Below are 20,866 nucleotides of genomic sequence, written 5' to 3' on the forward strand. Positions count from 1 at the left end.
AGCCTCCCATTGCTGCAGGTCCATTTACTGTCGTATTCTCATCATATACCGTATTAGTAAGTAAAACGTACGTCCATTCCCAAATTAGAGGTATACATAACAGTATGTTTCTTTCGTCAGAAGATAGTCACAACCTTATGTGCTTATGAGAGACCAATGAGAAGTCAGCTCCGTTTCAGGCCTATCATGGGTTTGTCCGTAAGGACGATAGTATCCATCCAGTTATACGATTTCCTGCTTTCCTGTTCTCTTTCGAGATCACGGCATTCGCTTTCTCTTCTATCCTTTATCCTCTCTGTCACATCGTTTGATCTTACGATCCCCCACTGTTTATACAGATGACAAAGGGCTTACTAAGTTCGTATCTATAAGATGCGGAACTTGGTATAAAAAATTGAAAAAACTCAAAAATACTGTCTGGAGTTTATTATAAGCGACAGGTTCCTTTAATTGTAATTAATGGCCACTTTTTTAGGTTTAGGCTAAATCTTTACAGCCTCTAGGTATCCATCCTATAATTGGACCCTAGAAACTCCTGTAGAATTCTTTGTTTTTCCTCTTTATCGGTTATCGTTTTTCCAAATAAGTTTAGTGGTTCCCCTTTTTTATTTCTCCAAATCCGCCTTTTTTCATCCTTAAGGAAAAAAGCTGAATTAGCCTTGTGGCTATGGTTAATATAAACCCGCTCACTTATTATTTCGTGTGGAAGCCTTATGGCTCCGGTCCATATTCCTGTTTCTGATGGTTGGAAAATATTATGTCTTACACCCTTTAAATAATCTGTTACCTTATAGATTAAACAATTAAATGAACTTGACAAATTATAGTATTCTGCGAGTTCGTCTGTAATGGAATCGTAAATATAGCCGTTTTGACAAATTAAAACTTTTGTTTGAAGGGAAGGTCTATAATGATAAAGCTGTTCAATATAGTTTTTATGGTATGCATCATCGCTGTAAAGATGAAGTTCATAGAAATATTTATAGTTGTTCAGTGTTTCTATCACAGCTTTTTCATACTCACTACTGGAAACAAACCTAATATTAAAAGGGAGTTTGGGATAATTTTGCAATGCTTTTTCAATAAACTGTCTGGAACTATCATGATAGACGATAAACGCGAGATAGTTTTGATTGGATTGGTTAATTAAACTCTTTAAAGTAAAATTCATGAAAATAAAAATTCTTTTATTGATCCATTCCTCTGTTAAATGTGTATTTTCTTTGGGGGAATTTGAATGAAGATTTTTGGGTAGTGTCTTTTGAACATTAAGATTGTTAAATGGAATATATACAATAATGCGGTTATTTGCAATTGTTGGTCCAGTATATTGATTTCCAGACAACGCCTTCTTTTTAGATTTTCCAGACAACGCCTTCTTTTTAGATTTTCCAGACAACGCCTTCTTTTTAGATTTTCCAGATAACGCCTTCTTTTTAGATTTTCCAGACAACGCCTTCTTTTTAGATTTTTCAGACAACGCCTTTTTTTTAGATTTTCCAGACAACGCCTTCTTTTTATATATTTCAGACAACGCCTTTTTCTTATATATTTCTCCGAATGGTCCAGTATATTGACTTTCAGGCAACGTCTTTTTTTTAGATTTTTCTCCGAATGATCCAGTATATTGATTTTCAGATAACGTCTTTTTTTTATAAACTTTTCCAAACTCAGGAAATTTATCCGATATTTTGATCGCAGAAGGATTGCTATTAAAGGAATGCACCAATTCTTTGAGATGTGAATAATTGCGAAAGTTTCCTCTCCGAAAAAACATTACTAGCCGTGTATCCGCTAATTCTAGACTTTTTAATAAAATATTATCTAAAGTACCGTTAGGGGTTGATAAATACTGTATCCGCACATCAGGAATCTCATTAATTATTGAATGGAATTCTCCATTGGAGGTGAGATCATGAATGATCAATTTATAATTTGAAAATGATTGTTCCAACACTTTTTCTAGCTCTTGTTTTGCTTGTAAAGGGGAGTCTGATACTGGAAAGATGATAGTAAGCTCAGGGCTAATATTTCTACGCTGACGTGCTTCCTTCCTCACTAAATGCAGCAGATATCGTCTCCTTCTCCTTTTTTCAAGGGAATTCTTTATTTGTAACGAGTTACTGTAAGGAGAGCTAAGTCTAAATGCCATAAGTTTTTGAGGGATAAATGTAATGTCGCAATGCTCAGTTAAACGTAAAAAATAGTCATAATCCTCAACTGGCATATATTTATACCCTTCTATTTTTTGAGAAAAAACTTTCTTATACATGAATGCGTAACCGATAAAGTACTCGTTTATCAAGTTTTCTTTTGGTTGATTCAGACGTGCATTCCATGAGTCGGTTGCGTTATTGTGTTTCCCATTATCATCTATTAAGTGAAAGCCACTATATGCTAAACCTACATGGGGTGGGGAATTTTCTAATCGTTCCTTTAAGACCCCTACAAAGTCAGGATAATAAATATTATCGCTTGAAACCCAAGTCAAGTACTGGACATTAGTATTCTTTTGCAAAAAGTTAAATCCAATATTAAGAGCAACGTTAGTTCCACTGTTATCTTTTTTTGGAATCATTGTTATTCTTGAATCTTTCGAGGCATATTCTTTTGCAATGCTAATTACATTAGGTGTAACCCCATCAATTACAATAACCAAATGAAAATAGGAGTACTTTTGATTAATAATTGATTCTATTGCTTTTCTAAATAGACTACTTTCTTGTCTATATACAGGCATAACAATACCTACATCAATTTCCATTCACAACACTTCCTTATAAATATACTATAAAGTCATTATATTCTAACAATAAAATATAGCAACGGCATACTCCCAGTCCCTTTCTACTTTACTGGAATACAATTCTTAGCCCATTTAGATAAAGAATGGGAAGAATAATTCTAGATCCAAATAGGGTCTTTTTTTACGAGTTAACATAAGCGATATTATCGGCAAAAAAGGTTGAGTGCCAAAAAGTATCCTACAGACATTAATTTTCCCACCCGAATCGAGCCTGTTACTATAGGATATTTCAATTTTCAGAACATTATGGGAATTTTGTGAAATTTTAGTTATCCTTCAGTATAAAAATTTAATTTTCAAACAGAAATTTATAAAAAACGTTCTTTGCATGCCACAAGTATAACTTTATATTCATAGAATGATATTTGAGGTATGTTCTCATCACTAATAAAGGGGGATGAGAAAATGGAATATTATAAGAAAAATTATAAACCTAAGCATAAAAAAAGGTACACTCGAGACGATCATGCTCATTATTGCTGTAGGAATGAAGAATACGACCATCACCAAGAAAAAAAAATTAGCAGAACAGTTGCAGATTTTGACTATTTTAACCAAGCTGGATCAGTAGTTCTTAATTCTCTAACAACAGCTCCTTCCGTCGAAGAAATAATAGGGACATTAAGATTTGAAGAAGTATTTAATGGTGACCTTATTCATTTAAGGGGTTCAAGTACAGTTACAGCCGGTGCTACCTTACCAAGTACTATTACATTTAGAATTCATAAAGTAAGAAAACTCCAACATAATCCACTTCTAAGTCCAACAATTTATACGCGTACTGTATCAGTTACTGCAAACACAGCCTTTGCTGTAACGTTGGAATTTGTTGATGTCCTCATTAATGATGAAGCTGAAGTAAATTACTACTATACTGTTAGCATTCCAGCAGGCGTTACAGCAACTGCAACAGTTAGTAATAGTACTCATACTGGGGCTTTACACAGATAATAAATATGGCCAAAATATCTAGGCCTAAAACATGTGGATATTTTTATTCTTTCAATAGAAAAAAACATTAACAGAGCTCCACTGCCCCTAACTCCCCTAAGAACCATACGTGGGCTCCTCTCGCGGAATGAAATGTGAGGGTTTCCTACTCATTTCGCCCCCCAGTAGTTAACAGTTAGTCAATTTTCTTTCCATCGTATGTCTCTGAATATATGCTAATATGGCATTTTTCACAGACGGCTAATGTCTTTCTGTTCATAGCTATCATGCTCTTTCCTCAGTTGGCTTGTTTTCTGCCTGTTTTTCCTAGGTCTCTTAGTTTTTTAACGTGGTGCATTTGAATTTTTTTATGAAAACTGAAAGGTTCGCAAGTGTCAATTAATAATCTATCTATTAATTGACTTCTTGTGTTGTAGATTTGCTTTGATGTATCTTCAATCTTTGCATCCTTTTGAAATTTAATTCCAAATCCACCAAAGTAGGTTATTAGTGAAGAGACTTTTTCTTTCCTCCCTCCACGGCTATCTGAATGGCCTCGAGTTCTTTTTGTTATTCTTTTCTTTTTATAAGCCTAGTTGATTTGTATTTCTTGTATCTCTTGTTAAGTGTAGACTTATACTTATTGGCAAATTTTTTCTTCAAGGAGAATTCCATTATTCTTTTTACTCTGCGCGTTCTGTTGACGTTATAGACCATTATATATCATTAAACAAAACCTCTAGATTTCAATTAATATTGACTTACAGTATCATAGTTGGAATTGATGGTTCTTTCAGCTTCATTATCTCTTGGGGCACCCTTAGTTCCAAAACTTATACAGATCTTTACATTAAGACAGAAATATCTAAAATGAAGGGTGTAAAACATCTTGAAAAGGTTATAAGATGAGGTTTGTTCGGAATCAAACACAATTCAACCTAAGTCTGTTTAGGTTAGCTTTATAGGCCAGAAATCCTATAATTCATGATCCTTTCATTATTTTAATATATTGGAATTTTTTTAAAAATGTTATATTCTATTTTTTGTTAGTCTGCCTAAATTTATAATATTAAAAAATGTGTGAACGTTTGTCCCCTTCATTTTCCCATCAATTACATAAGCTATTGATGGGAGGGTGATTAATAATGATAAAACTAGAACTAGAACCAAAACCAAAACCATGTTAAATATTTTTTGGTTTTGTCACCATCCTCCTAAAACAATAAAAAAAGGAGGGTGATATAACATGGGTGGAGTATTAACTTCACGTGTTACAGTAACAGTGACTATCGCAGGAGCAGAACCAGTGACTATTACTGTGGGTGTTACTGAAACCGGTAATGGTTTGCTTAACGTTACAATTCCATTCCCTGACCCTATAGGTAATGTTGTCTTAGTAGGAATTCCTCGCCAAACACTTGCACCAATTACCTTTACTCTTGGAGGGACTAGCGTTACATTTAGTGTTGTAGCAGCATAATAGAAATATAATTTTAATCCAGTTTATCCACCTCAAACTCAAAGAGGTGGATTTTTTAGGAGTGATTATTATGGATCAGTATAAGCAAAAGCCCCCCTTTATAGGAATCTGTGTATCGAAGACGAAACCATTATTTGAAAGACTAGCAAAGGAAAGACTTGAGCAGTATCCTGGTGACGCTACGCTTATAACATTTCATATTGAGGACTTGAACTTAGCAAGACGTAATGTGAGAGGGGGGTATTTGGAGAAAATAGGAGGGGAGATTAACAGGGCAGAAGGAGTATATCCCTTACCTGACGTGATCTATCTGCAATGTCATGTGGATAATAATGTTGTGAAACAGGTCGAAAGGGTCATTGGTCGTAAGATATTTAATAGTTTCATATTTGATAAATGGGAGTGTTGGAGCCTATTAGCAAAGGATAACGAACTACGCAATCATCTTCCAGATACAAAAAAATTAGAATATAGAACAAACCTTTATCCTTTTTTACACCAATATAAGGATATCTTTTTAAAGCCTATTGATGTCTCCCATGCCCATAATAGTAGAGGGATTTTCCGCGTGAAGTTGCAAAAGAAAGGAAAAATCAAAATTTTCTATAGGGAAAGGAACAAAATGCAAGAAAAAAGTTTTAAATCTTACCAGAAATTTCAGGAATGGACTTTACCAAGTTTATCCTTTGGAGAATATATTCTACAGAAGGGTATCGACACAGTGAAAAACTCTAAAAATGCAACCGATATTCGGATTAATATGAATAAAAATAGTAAAGGTCAATGGGAAGTATCTATGATATTAGTTCGAGTTGCTTCAAATATTAGCCATGTCATCCCAAAATTTGCAACAACCTATTCCATTAGCAATTTTATAAAAACAATCACTTATGATAAAGGAAAAATAGAAGATGTGGAAAAATCTGTTACTGACCTTGGGCTAAAGATTTGCAGAGTTTTAGACAAATTTGGATACCATATGGCAGATTTAGGGATTGACTTAGGTATGGATAAGAATGGACACGTATGGATCTTTGAAATCAACCCTCTTCCATTCCCCTTTCGTGGAACAATTCAGGATCATTCATTGATTAGACCTCTTGAATATGCTTCTTATCTTGCACTAACAGATCGACCAAAGCAAGAGCAAGAGCAAGGACTAAGGCCAGAACAAGAACTAAAGCAAAAGCAAGAAAGTAGTAAAAAATGGTGGTGGCCGTGGAAATAAAGTAACAGCGTGGGGTTAAACTCCCATCATTATTTTAAGTAATAAAGAATTTATAAAACATTGCCAGAGGCAATGTTAATAGTTTTGTTAAGAAGCCCTGTTTGCAATGCTCATTCTTAATATAAAAATTTTTACCCTTTTTTAAAAAAATGTGTTTATACATTATGTTAAATGCCTATAACACCTAAAAACTTCAACATATATTAATTATAGGTCAAATAAAGGCATTTTATGTCCACTCAAAAAGTGAAAGGAATAAATTTTAATTATTAATAAAGAGAAAAATAGCTACGAGAGTCTTAACGTTTAGCTGCTTTTATTCTTAAATAAGGATCTAATACTAATTTAACAACTTATTTTAAGTATAAATCAACAGCAAGATGAAGAAGGGAAGGAGATTCATGGATATAGCCATTATAGGTACAGGATATGTTGGTCTGGTAACAGGAGTTTGCTTATCTGAGATAGGCCATAACGTTACATGTATTGAGATAGACGAGAAAAAAGTGAAAAGCTTGAGATTAGGAAATTCGCCAATTTATGAGCCAGGGTTGGATGAATTGATGGTAAAGAATATTCAAGAAGAAAGGTTAAACTTTACCATAAGTCATAAAGAAGGTCTTGCTAACAAGCAAATTATATATGTAGCTGTTGGTACCCCACAAGGAGTTGATGGCTCAGCCAATTTAAAATTTATTGAACAAGCCGCCAAAGATATCGCTCAAAATATAACAAACGATGTAATAGTTGTTACGAAAAGTACGGTCCCAGTTGGAACTAACATGCATATAAAAGATTTAATAGTAAATAATTTAACCACTGAATTTAAAATACAGGTCATTTCCAATCCTGAATTCTTACGTGAAGGTTCAGCAATAAATGATACTTTTCATGGAGATCGAATTATTATTGGTCATAATAATGAACAAGCTGCACATATTCTTGAAGAAGTCTATAAGCCATTAAATATTCCTGTATTCAAAACAGATATTTATAGTGCTGAGATGATAAAATATGCATCTAATACTTTTTTAGCAACAAAAATTAGTTTTATAAATGAAATAGCTAACATATGTGATAAAGTTGGAGCGAATATTGAAGATGTCACAAAAGGAATGAAACTTGATAAACGAATTGGTTCACACTTTTTAAACGCTGGTATTGGATATGGGGGCTCCTGTTTTCCAAAAGATAATAGTGCATTGGTTAAAATTGCCGAAAATGCTCAGTATAACCTAGAAATTATTAAATCTACTATTAAAGTAAATGAAAGGCAGCCGTCCGTACTGGTAGAAAAAGCAAAGATACGTTTTGGGAGTTTAATTGACAAGAGGATAGCTTTATTAGGATTAACTTTTAAACCATACACTGATGATATGAGAGAAGCACCTTCTATTTATATCGCACAGCAATTACTGAGGGAAGGTGCCAAAGTAATTGCGTACGATCCAGTAGGCATTGAGAGGGCAAAGGAGACTTTACCAAAAGAAATAAATTATGTAGATTCTTTGGAACAAGCGTTTCTAGAGGCAGATGTTGTCTTTATACTAACAGAGTGGAAAGAAATCACTGAATTTTTCTTAGAAAAGGCAGTTCAGTTAATGAAAAATCCGATTATCTTCGATGGACGAAATTGTTTTTCATTAAAGGATGCAAAGAGTTTTCATGTAGAGTATCACTCAATAGGAAGGCCCAGTGTGTTAAGAGAATCCTAATTTGCAATAGGGATAAGACTAGTTGCTATTTCTAATGTGAATAATTGTATAAACCTCCCCCTAATTTCTTCAATTATCTCCCCTCATATATAAAACTTCTGAAGTCAGGATACACACTTATTTATTCTTAGAAAGAATTTAATTAAAAATAAAGAGGCTAATAACATTTCTTAATAGCCTCTTTCATTATTTAATCTCCTCTCACCCTTCTATTTATTTTCATCCAAGGTTAAAGATTTTTTATAAGAAGTTCTTTGGCTTGGATAGGCACACTTTTGTTAGTACATGAATACATATATTCCATGTTGGTCATCTAAAAAAGGGTCTTTATGTTATTGAATGAAATTCCATTAAATGATGTTAATTATAGTTTAGAAATAAAAATAGATTTATCCATTCTTTATCTTATTTATGTAGTTAATTAATGTTTATAAGCAAAAGATACATTAAATTAATGGAACTTAGTAATGAGCAAGTGTGTCCATTTTGAAGGAGGTTTACCATGAGCTTATCTGAAGATGAAAATAAGTATTATATTATGAAAGAAATTAAAGTGAGAAAGGCAAAGGTTGTTCAAAGAATAAGCACTGATAATTCGTACGAAAGAATTATTATACCATATGAGCCTATAGATGTATCATATGAAAGTGTTGACACGCTAGATGAAAGTACAGATACATTATGGGAAAGTAATGAACCTGTGTATAAAAGCTGTGTTTGCGAGTTATTAGATCAAATTGCTAACAGAGATGATACGGACTTTTTTTCGGAAGATGAAAATAAGTTACTGTTACTGAATAAGCACACTTCACAACCTGTATCAGTGGATGGGATGGATCCAACTGTTTTTACTTTGGAAAGTTTTAACCCGGAGACCGGTTTGGGAGTTTTCAGCTTTGACAGAGAAATGCTGGATTCTGAATCAGAATCTATCCCTGTAAAAGGAACATTTGTTGAATGTAGTGATAACATTGCTGGTATTTTTTACGTAGAAGATACTAATGAGGATTGGTAAATCATTTTGATGCTATTTCTAAACGTACTTCAAAAGGTAATATTGGGTATATAATTCAAAAATCAGGCTGTCATTTAACGGTCTGATTTTTTGGTAATAAATTTATATGCCTATAATTTAAAATTGTTTTCCATTATAAGTATTTTTTGAGATACTTCGAGGTGTAATAAACTAAACAAGAAATCTACATATTTAATAAGTAAAAAGGTGAATAATAGGCTCATTTTATCTGTCTCCTCAGACTATTCTCGAATATATAAGCTTTTGGATTAATGTATTTAAGGAAGCTGCAAAGATTTTCTGACATTGGAGTAGACATTTATCAAGAATTAAGTGAACTATAGACATTTCAAACGGAGTGGTAAACAATTTGATTCGCACACCATCTTCCCTATGTTAGGAGATTTTTTATCTAGAAAGATTTTTTGCAATAAAATTAATAAAAACTCATTTAATTTAAAAATGGTGAAGTAGATAAAACCTATTTGGCAAATAGGGTTTTTTTTTATGAGAAAGTTGAATAGCAATAACATAATTCTATTTCTGTTCTCTGCGGCTTGTAATAATGTAAGTGAATTTACGAGAAATTATCAATGTGTTAATGACTATATTTTGGAAAATAGGTCTAATGTTTTAAGACAAGCATCCAAGCATTTTTGAGATCAGTGAATATAATAACAAGGAATTCAAATGGAGGAAGTGATAAAGTGAATGATTATTATATTAAAAAATATATAAAAAGCTCCAATTGTAAAGAATGTGATTATAAGCATGAAGAGCATGAGGAAGAATGGGAATCCAAGGACAAAGACCACAAGAAAAAATGTGAATGTAAGTGCAAAGACCACAAGGAAAAGTGTGGCTGCAAGGACAAAGACCATAAGAAAAAATGTGAATGTAAGTACAAAGACCACAAGGAAAAGTGTGGCTGCAAGGACAAAGACCACAAGAAAAAATGTGAATGTAAGTGCAAAGACCACAAGAAAAAATGTGAATGTAAGTGCAAAGACCACAAGAAAAAATGTGAATGTAAGTGCAAAGACCACAAGAAAAAATGCGGGTGTAAGAACAAAGACCACAAGAAAAAATCTGGATGTAAGAACAAAAATCACAAGAAAAAATGCGGATGTAAGAACAAAAATCACAAGAAAAAATGCGGATGTACACTGGAGATTAATCAAAAAGTAAAAATAAATTAATCTTTTTAAAATAAGAAATCCGTAAGAGTAAAATTATTTGGTTTTGTTCAGTTATATAACAAAACATAACAAATTTATTCTAGGGATATCAGTGAATTAATAACAAGGTACGTTTGTAATGTGTATTAATCTTATTTATGTTCCAGACTTGATATACATCCACTCGCAGTTTCCTTGAGTAATCCAGTAATTCTATTGTTAAAGAATAGGTTAACGTCGGACAAGAATAGATCTCTGTGTAAAACATTGGCTCAATACAGTTCTTCTCTCTCCATCATAATTAAATGCTAAAGGGAGAATGTAAGAGAATCTTCTACTTTCTAATAATACTTTCTAATACGTTATATTCTATTAGTTAAAGTAAACAAAATTTAAATCTCAGAAAAATTGTTAGGTTCTATCGAATCTTTCTTCTTGGTATTGAACCAACTACGGGCTTGTATGATAATTTACCACCTATATTAAACACAAAATAGTCATGGGCATACTATGAGTCAAGCAAGTAAAACAAGGAAGATAGTCAAGGAACACTTTTCGGTAATTGGATTTATTCTTTGAAGAGTGTCTATTTTTGGGATGAATGTTAGTTAGATTAACGTGATTATTGTTATGGGGGGATCGAAGACAATTAGTATTGTTGCTTCTTACTTATTGTAATAATAAAAAAGAATTAAGAAAGAAGCTTATCCTCGAGTTAGGACTACTACCTCCCGACTAACTATACTCGTTTTATACATCTCAATGAAATTCTATTGAGTAATGAATAATAACTAGGCATCTCTTCTTTATTAAATTCAAGTTGTATAAACAATGATATTACAACCTGTTTCATAGTTTTGAATTGCGAAAATTCTATTTATTGAATATATTTAGCGAATGGTATGTTCTATCATAATAGGTATATATTGAATAAGATTAGGGACTTTGAACATATCATACCCACCTATAGTATTTAGGATATTTGGGACTTTGTATTTGTAAATTAATCTATTATACTTTTCTCTTTTTTCTAAGCGAATTCCTTAATAATTATATAAATAAAAAATAATAAGTAATACTATATTTTTTAAAAAATTACATAAAGTAAGGTTTTATAATAGAACCCATTTGATAATAAGGAAGGGCAGTTAATAAGGTGTCCTTTTACTTAAATTGTTGGTTCTTATGCCAGTTATATTCCCTCTTCAAAGTAATAATATTAATATGTCTAAATTTAGGGAATTGTTCAAGTTTTCTGCACCAGACTTCAAGCACTGCATATGATTAAAGGAAGCAGATTTACCAAAGGGTAAAGTCTGCCTAGATTTCAAGTGAACTTGTAAATAAACTCTCTCAACTTAAATCATACACGTTAATTTAGCAGGAATCTAAGTTTCTATTTTTATTATGGTCTCTTAATATCAGGATCTAATTACTAGTAAGTGGGAGTGATTTTTTAGATTTATCTAATATGGATCTACGGAAAAGGAGGAAAAATAGGTGGCGAAGCAAAAGAAAACCGGAAAAGTTAAGTCCCCTATTAAGAAGCAGTTAGATGAAGTGGAAAAATATTTCAAAGAACTTAATTCAGATATCGAGACACAGGTAAATACATCACCAAACAATAAAGAAATTGCTTTTGGAATTTCACTTAAGAGTAAAAAGGTATCTCGTAATTGGAACAAGGTACAGAAAAACTTATCAAATACCTTAAAATCAATATTTAGGAATACTGACCAACACTTTCGTGTCGTAATTGCGGGGCACAATAAACCAAACATTAAAGAATTAAGGGATAAGCGAGTTAAGTGGTTACCAGTTAAATTTTCTTCACCTACAAGTCCAAAAGGGTTCACACAAGATAAAATGCGTAAACGAAGAAAAATAGGTGAGTATTTGTATAAAGTAGGATTTTCGGGATATTTTATGGCCGTTGATGCGGATGACTGGATACATCACAGATTTGTAGAATATATAAGATCCCAGCCATTTTCCAATGCTTTCATATTAGAGAAAGGTTTAATAACAAATATTGGACGGAAAGAAATATGGGAAACAGGTGAATTCTATAAAAAATGTGGAACTAACGCCCTATTTTATTTCTCTAAGAAAGATTTTCCTAATCCTAAGAAAAAGAAAGGTAATATTTTTGCTACCTTGACTTTGAAGGCACACCCAAAATCCCCAGATCGTCTAAAAAAACTTAACAAAGACTATAAAATGATTACTCTGCCTTTTGTAATTTGGGTCCTCTCACATGGTGACAATAATAGTATGTTAAAGGGTAATAAAGATCCGGGAATCTCGGCTAAAGATTATGGTATACAAGGAGAAAAGCTAGAAGATTGGTTCTATAAGTATTTTCGAACTAAATGAAATAAAACTAATAGATTATTGGTTTTACTTAAACGTTATTTTATAAGTGATCTTAAGATAGAGTCGTTCTGACATGGTAAGAGTAAGGAGGAATAAAAATGTTAAATCAAGTATCAGTATTAATCCCATATAAACCAGACAGAGGCCTAAGGGATAAATTATTCAAATGGGTAATATCCTACTACAAAAATGTAATGCCGGAAGTTGAATTATGTATTGGTAGAAGTAAAAGTGAACCTTTTAACCGATCGCAAGCAATAAATAGAGCAGCTAAAAAGGCAACAAGATCTATATTTGTTATAGCTGATGCAGATGTTATATATAGTAAAGAAATTTTAATTAAAGCTATTCCGCTGCTTAGTAAACATGCTTGGATTATTCCTTATGGTAAATGGTTAGACATCTCACAAGCAAGCACTACAAAATTGTTGGGGAGTTCTCCTAAATGGCCTTTTTCAACAAAAGTTAAATCTACAGAGCGCTTTGGAGATAAAGCTGTTAAACCAGTAAGTGGAGTCGTAGTTGTTACCCGTAAAAATTTTAACAGTGTTAAAGGATTTGACGAAAGGTTTAGAGGTTGGGGAAGAGAAGATAACGCGTTTAGCGACGCAATGAATACTTTGTGTGGACCTTATAAAAGAATTGACAATAATTCTATATATCATTTATGGCATCCTAAAGTAGGACCTAAAGGCAATCCAAATATCCAAAATAATAATAAATTATATAAGAGATACGAAAAAGCAAATGGAAATGTAAAGCAAATGAAAAAATTGATTAACGAACGTAAAAAGTAAAGAAAGCTCTTATAGTTTGATCTTTAAATAAGAAAAATCATATTAAATGGGGGGTTAAGTAAAGATGACAGAAGATAAGAAACATCCAATGGGGAAACTAAAAGATCAATTACGTAATATCTTAAAAGTAATTCCTTCTGGTTCTAAAATATATTACCTTGATTATCCCTTGCATACAAACGTTGGTGACTTATTAATCTATAAAGGAAGCGAAAAATTTTTTGAGAATAATAACATAAAAGTTAAGGCAAGGTACTCAGTATTTAACTTTCCAGAAAACTTATCAATTCCTAAAGATTGCATTATTGTTTTTCATGGTGGAGGTAATTTTGGGGATCTATGGGTGAGTCATCAACGCTTTAGAGAATCCGTTATCTCAAAATATCCTAACCATCGTATTGTAATACTACCTCAAACCTTATATTTCAAAGATAACAACAACTATATAAAAGCAAAAAAACTATTTAGTAAACATCCAGATCTTCATATTTATGCCCGAGATAAACGGAGTTTAAAGCAGTTAAAAGGATTTAGTAAAAATATACACCTTTCACCAGATATGGCTCATGAACTCTGGCCTCTAACCCCTCCAAATCCTTCACAGAAAAAAAACCTCTATTTATTGCGTACAGATAAAGAAGTTAATAAGAAAAATAGATTTAAAATTGGAAATAATCAAGATATTTTTGATTGGAATGACTTGGTAACTAAAAAGGATTCTAAAAGAGTCCAAGAAATAAAAAAAGAATACCAGAATAAGAAGGTTAATAATGCTGCCTCATGGTCTAAATTTAGTGATTATTTAATTAATAAAGCAGTATTATTATTTAGTACTCATAATAAAGTGATTACAACAAGGTTACATGGTCATATTTTGGCTTGTTTATTAAATAAAGAAAATACATTGTATGATAATTCTTATGGTAAGAACTACCAATATTATCGTGCATGGACTCATAACATAAACAAAACAAAATTTATTAAGTAATGAAAACTATCATAATTAAGCACTGCTGCCCAGCTGTAAGCTAATTGCGAATAATGGGTAAAAGACCATAATTAATTTAAAGTGAAATAAATCTGGATAATTCACTGAGAATGGACAGGTTTTTGTCATTCGAACTAAAAATAACGTAGATTTCTTTAATTATGTATTTCGATATGCAAAATTATTTTATAGTGGAAGGCCCGTTATTAAAGAATTTGTATTTTACAATCCTAACTAAATGAAAATGCATGATGATAAAAATATTATACACATATCACATTACCCATTTATATAATCAATTAGTCGAATTTTAGATAATCAATGAGTTTGTTTAAAAAGGAGAGAATTTTCCAATGAAAAAACAAAATAGAATAGTTTTAGATTCTCCTAAAGTCAAAGATGGAAATAAACTCTATTGTCAATTTAATTGTTCAGGAAGAGTAAGCAAGTATTTTAAAGAAGACACCTTTTATATGAAAGTAAATGCCAATATTGAATCTGTACCGAAGAGTATTCTTGCTATTCCTGTTTTATCAAATATCTGTCCTGTTGCTTGGCTTGCAGGGGCCGATATTTATGTCGAAGAAATTGATGGAGAATTTTTAAAAGCACTAAATACGATAAAAAAATCTTTTCAAGTGCTATATCCCAAACATTCTTTTAAGGGAGATATAAAATATAAAAGAGTTAAGAGAAACAAAAGATACGGAAAGAAAAAAAGTGGACTTTTCTTTAGTGGAGGAGTAGATTCTGTAACAGCGTATATAAGAAAACAAAGTCAAAAGCCGTATTTATTGACTGTTAGAGGAGCAGATATACCACTATCAGAAAAAGAAGGATGGGCGAAAGTAAGGGATAATAATAAGCAATTTGCAAAAGAAAATGGGCTTTATCCTTTATTCATTCAATCTAATTTTCGATCTTTTTTAAATGAAAGCAACCTTAATAAAGATTACTCTAAAAATGGTCTTAAAGGTTGGTGGGGAGGGATTCAGCATGGATTAGGTACAGTGGGCTTATCCGCCCCTTTATCCTTTATTAAAGGAATGAATAGAATTTATTTTGCATCTTCACCAGGTATAATATCAGTTGATAATTATCTAAACTTTACTCCAGAGCCTGAAGGTTCTCATCCATCGATTGAGAATAACCTTAAGTGGGGGGTTACAAAGGTCGCCTTGGAAAGTATGGATCTAAGTAGGCTTGATAAGATAGGAGTTATTGCAAAATATATCAAGAAAAAAAATCCTAATTTACAATTAAGAGTATGCTGGGAATCGAAAAAAGGAAGCAATTGTGGAAAGTGTGAAAAATGCACTCGAACAATGGCTAGTTTACTTTCGGAAGGGGTAAATCCAAGTAATCATGGTTTTAGAATAAATAAGAATTTGTTACAATCCATGAAAAGAAATAAAAAGTTATTCACTAGGTTAAATGAGAACAAAGAATCGCAGTGGGTAATGATTCAAAACAAGTTACGTAAAACCTTACCAGATAAGGGTTCTGAATACTATAATTTTTGTCAATGGATTTTGAAAACCAACTTCCGGCACAAACCATAATGAATCTATAACTTTTCTTGATTTTTTTCATTATTTGTACTTAATTTGTACTTAAGGTAATAGCAATAAACCTTATAAAATATAGATACACTCAACTAATTAGTATGAAATAAAGTTTTTAAACCACACAATTCAAGTGAAACAAGAATAAGAAAATCATTTTGTCATTAGAGTAACAGTATTCATCACGTGTAAGGAGAGATTGTATTAAATGAGCATTCAAAATAAGATAGTTCTAGAACTTCCTCAAGTCAAAGGTGGAAATAAACTTTATTGTCGTTTTATTTGTTCAGGAAAAGTGGGCAGGTATTTTAAAGAAAAAACTTTTTATATGGAATTAAATGAAAATATAGACTCTGTTCCTAAAAGTATTCTTATCATTCCCGCTTTATCAAATATTTGCCCCGTTGCGTGGATTACAGGAGCTGATATCTATGTTGAAGAAATTGATCAACAATTTTTGGAAGCGATGAATGTATTAAAAAATTCTTTCCAAAAGTTATATCCCAAACATTCTTTTAAGGGAGACATAAAATATAAAAAAATTAAAAAAAATAAGGGATATGGAAAGAAAAAAAGTGGGCTTTTTTTTAGTGGAGGAGTAGATTCTATAGCTTCGTATATAAGAAAAAGTCAAGAGAATCCCTATTTACTAACTGTTAGAGGAGCAGATATACCATTATCAGAAAAGGAAGGGTGGAATAAAGTAAAGAATCATACTAAACAATTTGCCAAAGAGCACGGACTTACCCCCTTCTTTATTCAATCAAACCTAAGAACTTTTCTAAATGAAAGCAACCTTAATAAAGACTATGCTAAGCAGGGTCTTAGAGGATGGTGGGGAGGAATTCAACATGGTTTGGGCCTAGTAGGTTTATCTGCTCCTTTATCCTTTATTAAGGGTATGAATAAAATTCATTTTGCTTCCACACCTCTTTTATCAAATAATAACAAATTATATTCCACGTCATGGGGATCACATCCATTAATTGAGAATAATATTAAATGGGGTGAGACAAAGATTAATTTAGACGGTACGAGGCTAAATAGGTTTGATAAGATACAAATTATCACAGATTATATAAAGAAAAAAGGCTCTAAACTACAATTAAGGGTATGCTGGGAATCAAAAAAAGGACAAAACTGCGGAAAGTGTGAAAAATGTGCTCGTACAATGGCCAATCTTCTTGCAGAAGGGGTAAATCCAAGTAATCATGGTTTTACTATGAATGAAAAATTATTACAATATATGAAGAAAAATAAAAAGTCATTCATGAAATTAAATAAAGTTCAATGGAAGATTCTCCAAAAAAAGTTAAGTGTTAAGATGCCAGATGCAAATTCTGAATACTATCATTTTTGTCAATGGATTGTGAAAGTTAATTTTCAACGTAGAAGAAAAGACTTTTTTAGTTAAGATGGTTAGTATGCCCTTAGAAAATAACTGCAAATTATAACCCCTATTTATTGATCCTCGAATATATTGTTTCCCTCTTTATAAACATCCACCATGTGCTTTGAAATAACGGTTTATTCTCCCATTCTAATCAGGTCTGTACCCATAAAGGCAGTTTATGGTGAACACATCTATTTCAATAAAATCCAGCAACTAATAAAAATAATTTAAAGGTTAATAGTCTACACTTAGATCGATAATGTTCTAATTTCAATAATTTTATTGTTCGTATAATAAACTCTTTATTTTCCTAAATGCTAGTAAAAAATATATCCATTCTTGAAAGGTTACTTGAATATATCCCTTATGGCCTCTCTTGAAATAAATATACGAGCGTCTTAATATTTATTTCAAGAGTGCGCCTATAATTAATATACGAACCAAGTTTATAGACGTATATGGAAATTTAGCTTTACCTTACAAGACAACAATTATAAGGTAGCAATGGATTGAATTGAAACATACCTTATAATATTAAAAAAATATAGTTAAAGGAGTAATGTACATGATTTCTGACGAACAACTCTTAACCGTTGATCAAGTTTTGAAAAAGTTAAAACAAGCAATTGAGAAGAAGAAACCCTTTTCTTTAGTACGCGTAGGTGATGGAGAAAATATTATATTAGCTCAAAATTCTGTTATGACAATGCCTCAAGTCATGAAAGAGAGCTGGGCACGAAATGCAAACAAAGATCGGGACAATAAAGGAGTTACTCTCCCAAATATAAAATTGAGAGATCAAATGGCAGACGCCATTAAAAAAGCTAGCATAGTAGGCATTCCTTTTTATAAAAATGACCCAATTCTTACAGAGGATAGATTAAAACGTCCATTAACCGATCGAGTATTTAAACACTTTGGGATTACTCCTAAAATGTGTTGTCATACTTTTGTAAATAGAGTTTTTGCTCAAAAAAGTGGTTTTTGGAAAGCATTACAAGGCAAAAGAGTTTTGATTATAACTAAGGATAAGTGGGCAGACAAAGTGACGAAAGCCTTAAGAAAAAAACCTTATAATTTAAATGTCACTATGAGTACCACTTTTCACCATCATGATCAAATGGTAGACACGTTAGCGTTTATTGAAGCAAATAAAGATAATTTTGATATTGCTCTTATCTCATGTGGTGTAAACTCTCTAGTCCTTGCGCAGAAAGTGGCTGAGACAGGAAATATTGGAATTGATTTTGGGAAATCATTGATGTATATAGTACAAAAAAAGGCTGGATTAAAAAACTCCTCACGCGGAGCGAATAAAGGTTTAATTCCATAAATTTTTAAAAGTATGACAGTTTTATATAAAAACTTGGCTAACTAGGGAGGAGAAATTTAGTGAAGGTAAGAAAGGCAGTTATTCCAGCAGCAGGTCTAGGAACTAGGCTATTGCCATCAACAAAGGCAATGCCAAAAGAAATGTTACCTATTATTGATAAACCTACAATACAGTATATTATTGAGGAGGCAGTAGAATCTGGAATTAAGGATATTATTATTGTGACTGGAAAAGGTAAGAAAGCGATTGAAGATCATTTCGACACTTCAATGTTACTAGAGGAAACTTTAAAGAATAAAGGGAAAATAACGATCTTAAACGAAATGCAAAGTATTTCTCAATTAGCGAATATTCATTATATTCGTCAAGGAGTTCCAAAAGGTCTAGGGCACGCGATTTGGTGTGCAAGAAACTTTATTGGCAATGAACCTTTTGCAGTTTTACTAGGAGATACTCTTATTAAAGAGAAAAAGCCCTGTTTAAAAGAAATGATTAGATTATTTGAAGAGTGCCATTCTTCAATTATAGGTGTTAAGCGTGTTAATGAATTGGACGTAAGTAAATATGGAATCGTAGATGTTACGAAGGGAAATGGACCACTTTTTAATATTCAGAACTTAGTAGAGAAACCGAAGATAGAAGATGCACCATCTGATTTAGCTATATTTGGAAGGTATATTTTAACTCCTAAAATATTTGATTTATTAGCAGTACAAGAACGTGGGGTTGGTAATGAAATTCAGCTAACAGACGCTCTTCAAACTATGCTGAAGTATGAAAATGTATATGCACAAATTTTTGAAGGGGAAAGTTACGATATAGGTGAAAAATTAGGGTACCTTAAAACCATTATTGAATTTGCAATTGAACGTGAAGACTTAAAAGAAGATTTAGTTCAATTCATGAAGAACATCATATCAAAAACAGATTAGAATTAATTAAGTTGTTTATTAATCAAATTTCATGGGGAATCGTAGATTAATAAGAAAAAGATGATATTAGTGGGAGAAGATGAATAAAAGGATTTTAATTCTTATAGGGATGTCAAGAAGTGGGACCACCTTGACAACTGCCATTATTGTCTTTTATCGAATAGTGTTTGTTTAAGTAAAAACCCCATTGAAGGTCGGCCACATGAATGTAGGCTACCTTTAACTAATTATATTAAATAAAATAATAATGGAGACACTAAAAAACTAATTCATTTATACTTGATGTTGAAAACGAAAGCTTTTTATTGGGTATAAGACATAACACACATTATACTAGCATGTTACCTCAACTTATTAATCCGAATTTTTGTTCTATTGCTGCTCTCATTAAGCCTCCAATTCCACAGTATTATTGTCGTAAAAGGTTAATTTTCCAATAAGCAAAGGAGTTACTTGGTGTGCAAAAATTCCAGCTGAAAATAAAGAATATTATCTAATAATGATCAGTTGCTTGTAAAATAAGTGTAAATTTATAATCATATTTGCGGACAGTATTTATCATTAGAGAAGAAAATTAGTTTTGAAGTATACAAGTGTTTTAGAAAAGTTAACAAAAAGCAAATTGCATGAAAGAGGGTTATAAATTTATATGGGCAGTTGTTCTTATGTAGCTATTTCAAATAGTTTTTGAATGAAGTTCATATAACCTTGGAAAGACTGCGCTTTCTGATAGAACTGTTTCTTTTTCATCATATGCATGGACTCTACGCCAGAAATAATGGCTTTTGCTTGTACGAAATGATTGTAAGTTTAACGTCGGAGAAAGGTGCTCCTTAATTATCTGTGATCCTGCTCGATAATATTATTTAGATATCTAATTGTGCTTACTTGGATGCCTTGAGGCATCTTTTTTAGTTCCTGGATAACAATGGAATAAGCAGGATTTTTATCTATTGTAACTACAAGAGGTGTAGAAATATGTGAAAAAGCCAAGGGTTTCTTAAAAAAGAGCTTGGCTGCTTGTTTAGTTCTTATTTTACTTAGATGAAAACCAATGACATTTCCTTCAGAGTCAACGGAATGATAGAGATACACGATTTATTCATTACATATTGCAGAACCCTAGGAAT

At 32.0% G+C, this 20,866-nt stretch carries 16 protein-coding genes; 13 read left to right on the top strand and 3 right to left on the bottom strand.

The window, feature by feature from the left end:
- Positions 1 to 499 precede the first annotated feature (499 nt).
- The gene (locus MMB68_RS25735; protein ID WP_277549553.1) at positions 500 to 2,764 is read right to left on the bottom strand and encodes a glycosyltransferase; all 2,265 of its coding nucleotides are present in this window, start codon (positions 2,762 to 2,764) and stop codon (positions 500 to 502) included.
- Positions 2,765 to 3,211: 447 nt separating this feature from the next.
- On the opposite strand from MMB68_RS25735, the gene MMB68_RS25740 reads away from it, so the two are divergent.
- Entirely contained in the window at positions 3,212 to 3,757 is a 546-nt protein-coding gene (locus tag MMB68_RS25740; RefSeq protein ID WP_277549554.1) for a hypothetical protein, read from the top strand.
- 175 nt (positions 3,758 to 3,932) lie between these two features.
- Here the strand turns inward: MMB68_RS25740 and MMB68_RS27500 are convergent, their stop codons facing one another.
- Positions 3,933 to 4,025 (bottom strand): HNH endonuclease, encoded by a 93-nt coding sequence (locus MMB68_RS27500; protein ID WP_346780488.1) that lies wholly within the window; start codon positions 4,023 to 4,025, stop codon positions 3,933 to 3,935.
- 1,017 nt (positions 4,026 to 5,042) lie between these two features.
- On the opposite strand from MMB68_RS27500, the gene MMB68_RS25745 reads away from it, so the two are divergent.
- The 12 genes from MMB68_RS25745 (at position 5,043) to galU (ending at position 19,736) form a co-directional block, all read left to right on the top strand.
- Positions 5,043 to 5,216, top strand: coding sequence for a hypothetical protein (locus MMB68_RS25745; protein ID WP_277549555.1), 174 nt, complete (start codon positions 5,043 to 5,045; stop codon positions 5,214 to 5,216).
- 70 nt (positions 5,217 to 5,286) lie between these two features.
- Entirely contained in the window at positions 5,287 to 6,444 is a 1,158-nt protein-coding gene (locus tag MMB68_RS25750; RefSeq protein ID WP_277549556.1) for a YheC/YheD family protein, read from the top strand.
- Between the two features lie 401 nt (positions 6,445 to 6,845).
- Positions 6,846 to 8,159, top strand: coding sequence for a UDP-glucose dehydrogenase family protein (locus MMB68_RS25755; protein WP_277549557.1), 1,314 nt, complete (start codon positions 6,846 to 6,848; stop codon positions 8,157 to 8,159).
- 502 nt (positions 8,160 to 8,661) lie between these two features.
- Complete coding sequence (locus tag MMB68_RS25760) at positions 8,662 to 9,174, top strand: hypothetical protein (RefSeq protein WP_277549558.1); 513 nt, start codon at positions 8,662 to 8,664, stop codon at positions 9,172 to 9,174.
- Positions 9,175 to 9,945: 771 nt separating this feature from the next.
- A complete protein-coding gene (locus tag MMB68_RS25765; RefSeq protein WP_277549559.1) occupies positions 9,946 to 10,362 on the top strand; it encodes a hypothetical protein in 417 nt (138 codons plus the stop codon).
- 1,490 nt (positions 10,363 to 11,852) lie between these two features.
- The gene (locus MMB68_RS25770) at positions 11,853 to 12,728 is read left to right on the top strand and encodes a hypothetical protein (protein WP_277549560.1); all 876 of its coding nucleotides are present in this window, start codon (positions 11,853 to 11,855) and stop codon (positions 12,726 to 12,728) included.
- 98 nt (positions 12,729 to 12,826) lie between these two features.
- Positions 12,827 to 13,525: a galactosyltransferase-related protein gene (locus MMB68_RS25775; RefSeq protein ID WP_277549561.1), complete on the top strand. Its 699-nt coding sequence runs from the start codon at positions 12,827 to 12,829 to the stop codon at positions 13,523 to 13,525.
- A 64-nt stretch (positions 13,526 to 13,589) separates the two neighbouring features.
- Entirely contained in the window at positions 13,590 to 14,513 is a 924-nt protein-coding gene (locus MMB68_RS25780; protein ID WP_277549562.1) for a polysaccharide pyruvyl transferase family protein, read from the top strand.
- Positions 14,514 to 14,866: 353 nt separating this feature from the next.
- Positions 14,867 to 16,075, top strand: coding sequence for a hypothetical protein (locus MMB68_RS25785; protein WP_277549563.1), 1,209 nt, complete (start codon positions 14,867 to 14,869; stop codon positions 16,073 to 16,075).
- Between the two features lie 211 nt (positions 16,076 to 16,286).
- Positions 16,287 to 17,492, top strand: a complete 1,206-nt coding sequence (locus tag MMB68_RS25790) for a hypothetical protein (RefSeq protein WP_277549564.1) — start codon at positions 16,287 to 16,289, stop codon at positions 17,490 to 17,492.
- A gap of 544 nt (positions 17,493 to 18,036) precedes the next feature.
- Positions 18,037 to 18,804: a GT-D fold domain-containing glycosyltransferase gene (locus MMB68_RS25795; RefSeq protein WP_277549565.1), complete on the top strand. Its 768-nt coding sequence runs from the start codon at positions 18,037 to 18,039 to the stop codon at positions 18,802 to 18,804.
- Between the two features lie 59 nt (positions 18,805 to 18,863).
- The gene (gene galU, locus MMB68_RS25800) at positions 18,864 to 19,736 is read left to right on the top strand and encodes a UTP--glucose-1-phosphate uridylyltransferase GalU (protein ID WP_277549566.1); all 873 of its coding nucleotides are present in this window, start codon (positions 18,864 to 18,866) and stop codon (positions 19,734 to 19,736) included.
- An 837-nt stretch (positions 19,737 to 20,573) separates the two neighbouring features.
- Here the strand turns inward: galU and MMB68_RS27605 are convergent.
- Positions 20,574 to 20,831 carry a DDE-type integrase/transposase/recombinase gene (locus MMB68_RS27605; protein WP_481861953.1) on the bottom strand — a complete coding sequence of 86 codons (258 nt, stop codon included), beginning with the start codon at positions 20,829 to 20,831 and terminating at the stop codon, positions 20,574 to 20,576.
- Positions 20,832 to 20,866 lie beyond the last annotated feature (35 nt).

Origin of the sequence: Priestia sp. Y58 (assembly GCF_029522095.1) — a bacterium.
GTDB lineage: Bacteria > Bacillota > Bacilli > Bacillales > Bacillaceae_H > Priestia > Priestia megaterium_E.

Coding starts and splice junctions, on each gene's coding strand:
- MMB68_RS25750 (WP_277549556.1), top strand. CDS start 5,287: ATGGATCAGTATAAGCAAAAGCCCCCCTTTATAGGAATCTGTGTATCG.
- MMB68_RS25790 (WP_277549564.1), top strand. CDS start 16,287: ATGAGCATTCAAAATAAGATAGTTCTAGAACTTCCTCAAGTCAAAGGT.
- MMB68_RS25735 (WP_277549553.1), bottom strand. CDS start 2,764: ATGGAAATTGATGTAGGTATTGTTATGCCTGTATATAGACAAGAAAGT.
- MMB68_RS25775 (WP_277549561.1), top strand. CDS start 12,827: ATGTTAAATCAAGTATCAGTATTAATCCCATATAAACCAGACAGAGGC.
- MMB68_RS25755 (WP_277549557.1), top strand. CDS start 6,846: ATGGATATAGCCATTATAGGTACAGGATATGTTGGTCTGGTAACAGGA.
- MMB68_RS27500 (WP_346780488.1), bottom strand. CDS start 4,025: ATGATAGCTATGAACAGAAAGACATTAGCCGTCTGTGAAAAATGCCAT.
- MMB68_RS25760 (WP_277549558.1), top strand. CDS start 8,662: ATGAGCTTATCTGAAGATGAAAATAAGTATTATATTATGAAAGAAATT.
- MMB68_RS25780 (WP_277549562.1), top strand. CDS start 13,590: ATGACAGAAGATAAGAAACATCCAATGGGGAAACTAAAAGATCAATTA.
- MMB68_RS25795 (WP_277549565.1), top strand. CDS start 18,037: ATGATTTCTGACGAACAACTCTTAACCGTTGATCAAGTTTTGAAAAAG.
- MMB68_RS25785 (WP_277549563.1), top strand. CDS start 14,867: ATGAAAAAACAAAATAGAATAGTTTTAGATTCTCCTAAAGTCAAAGAT.
- MMB68_RS25765 (WP_277549559.1), top strand. CDS start 9,946: ATGAAGAGCATGAGGAAGAATGGGAATCCAAGGACAAAGACCACAAGA.
- MMB68_RS25740 (WP_277549554.1), top strand. CDS start 3,212: ATGGAATATTATAAGAAAAATTATAAACCTAAGCATAAAAAAAGGTAC.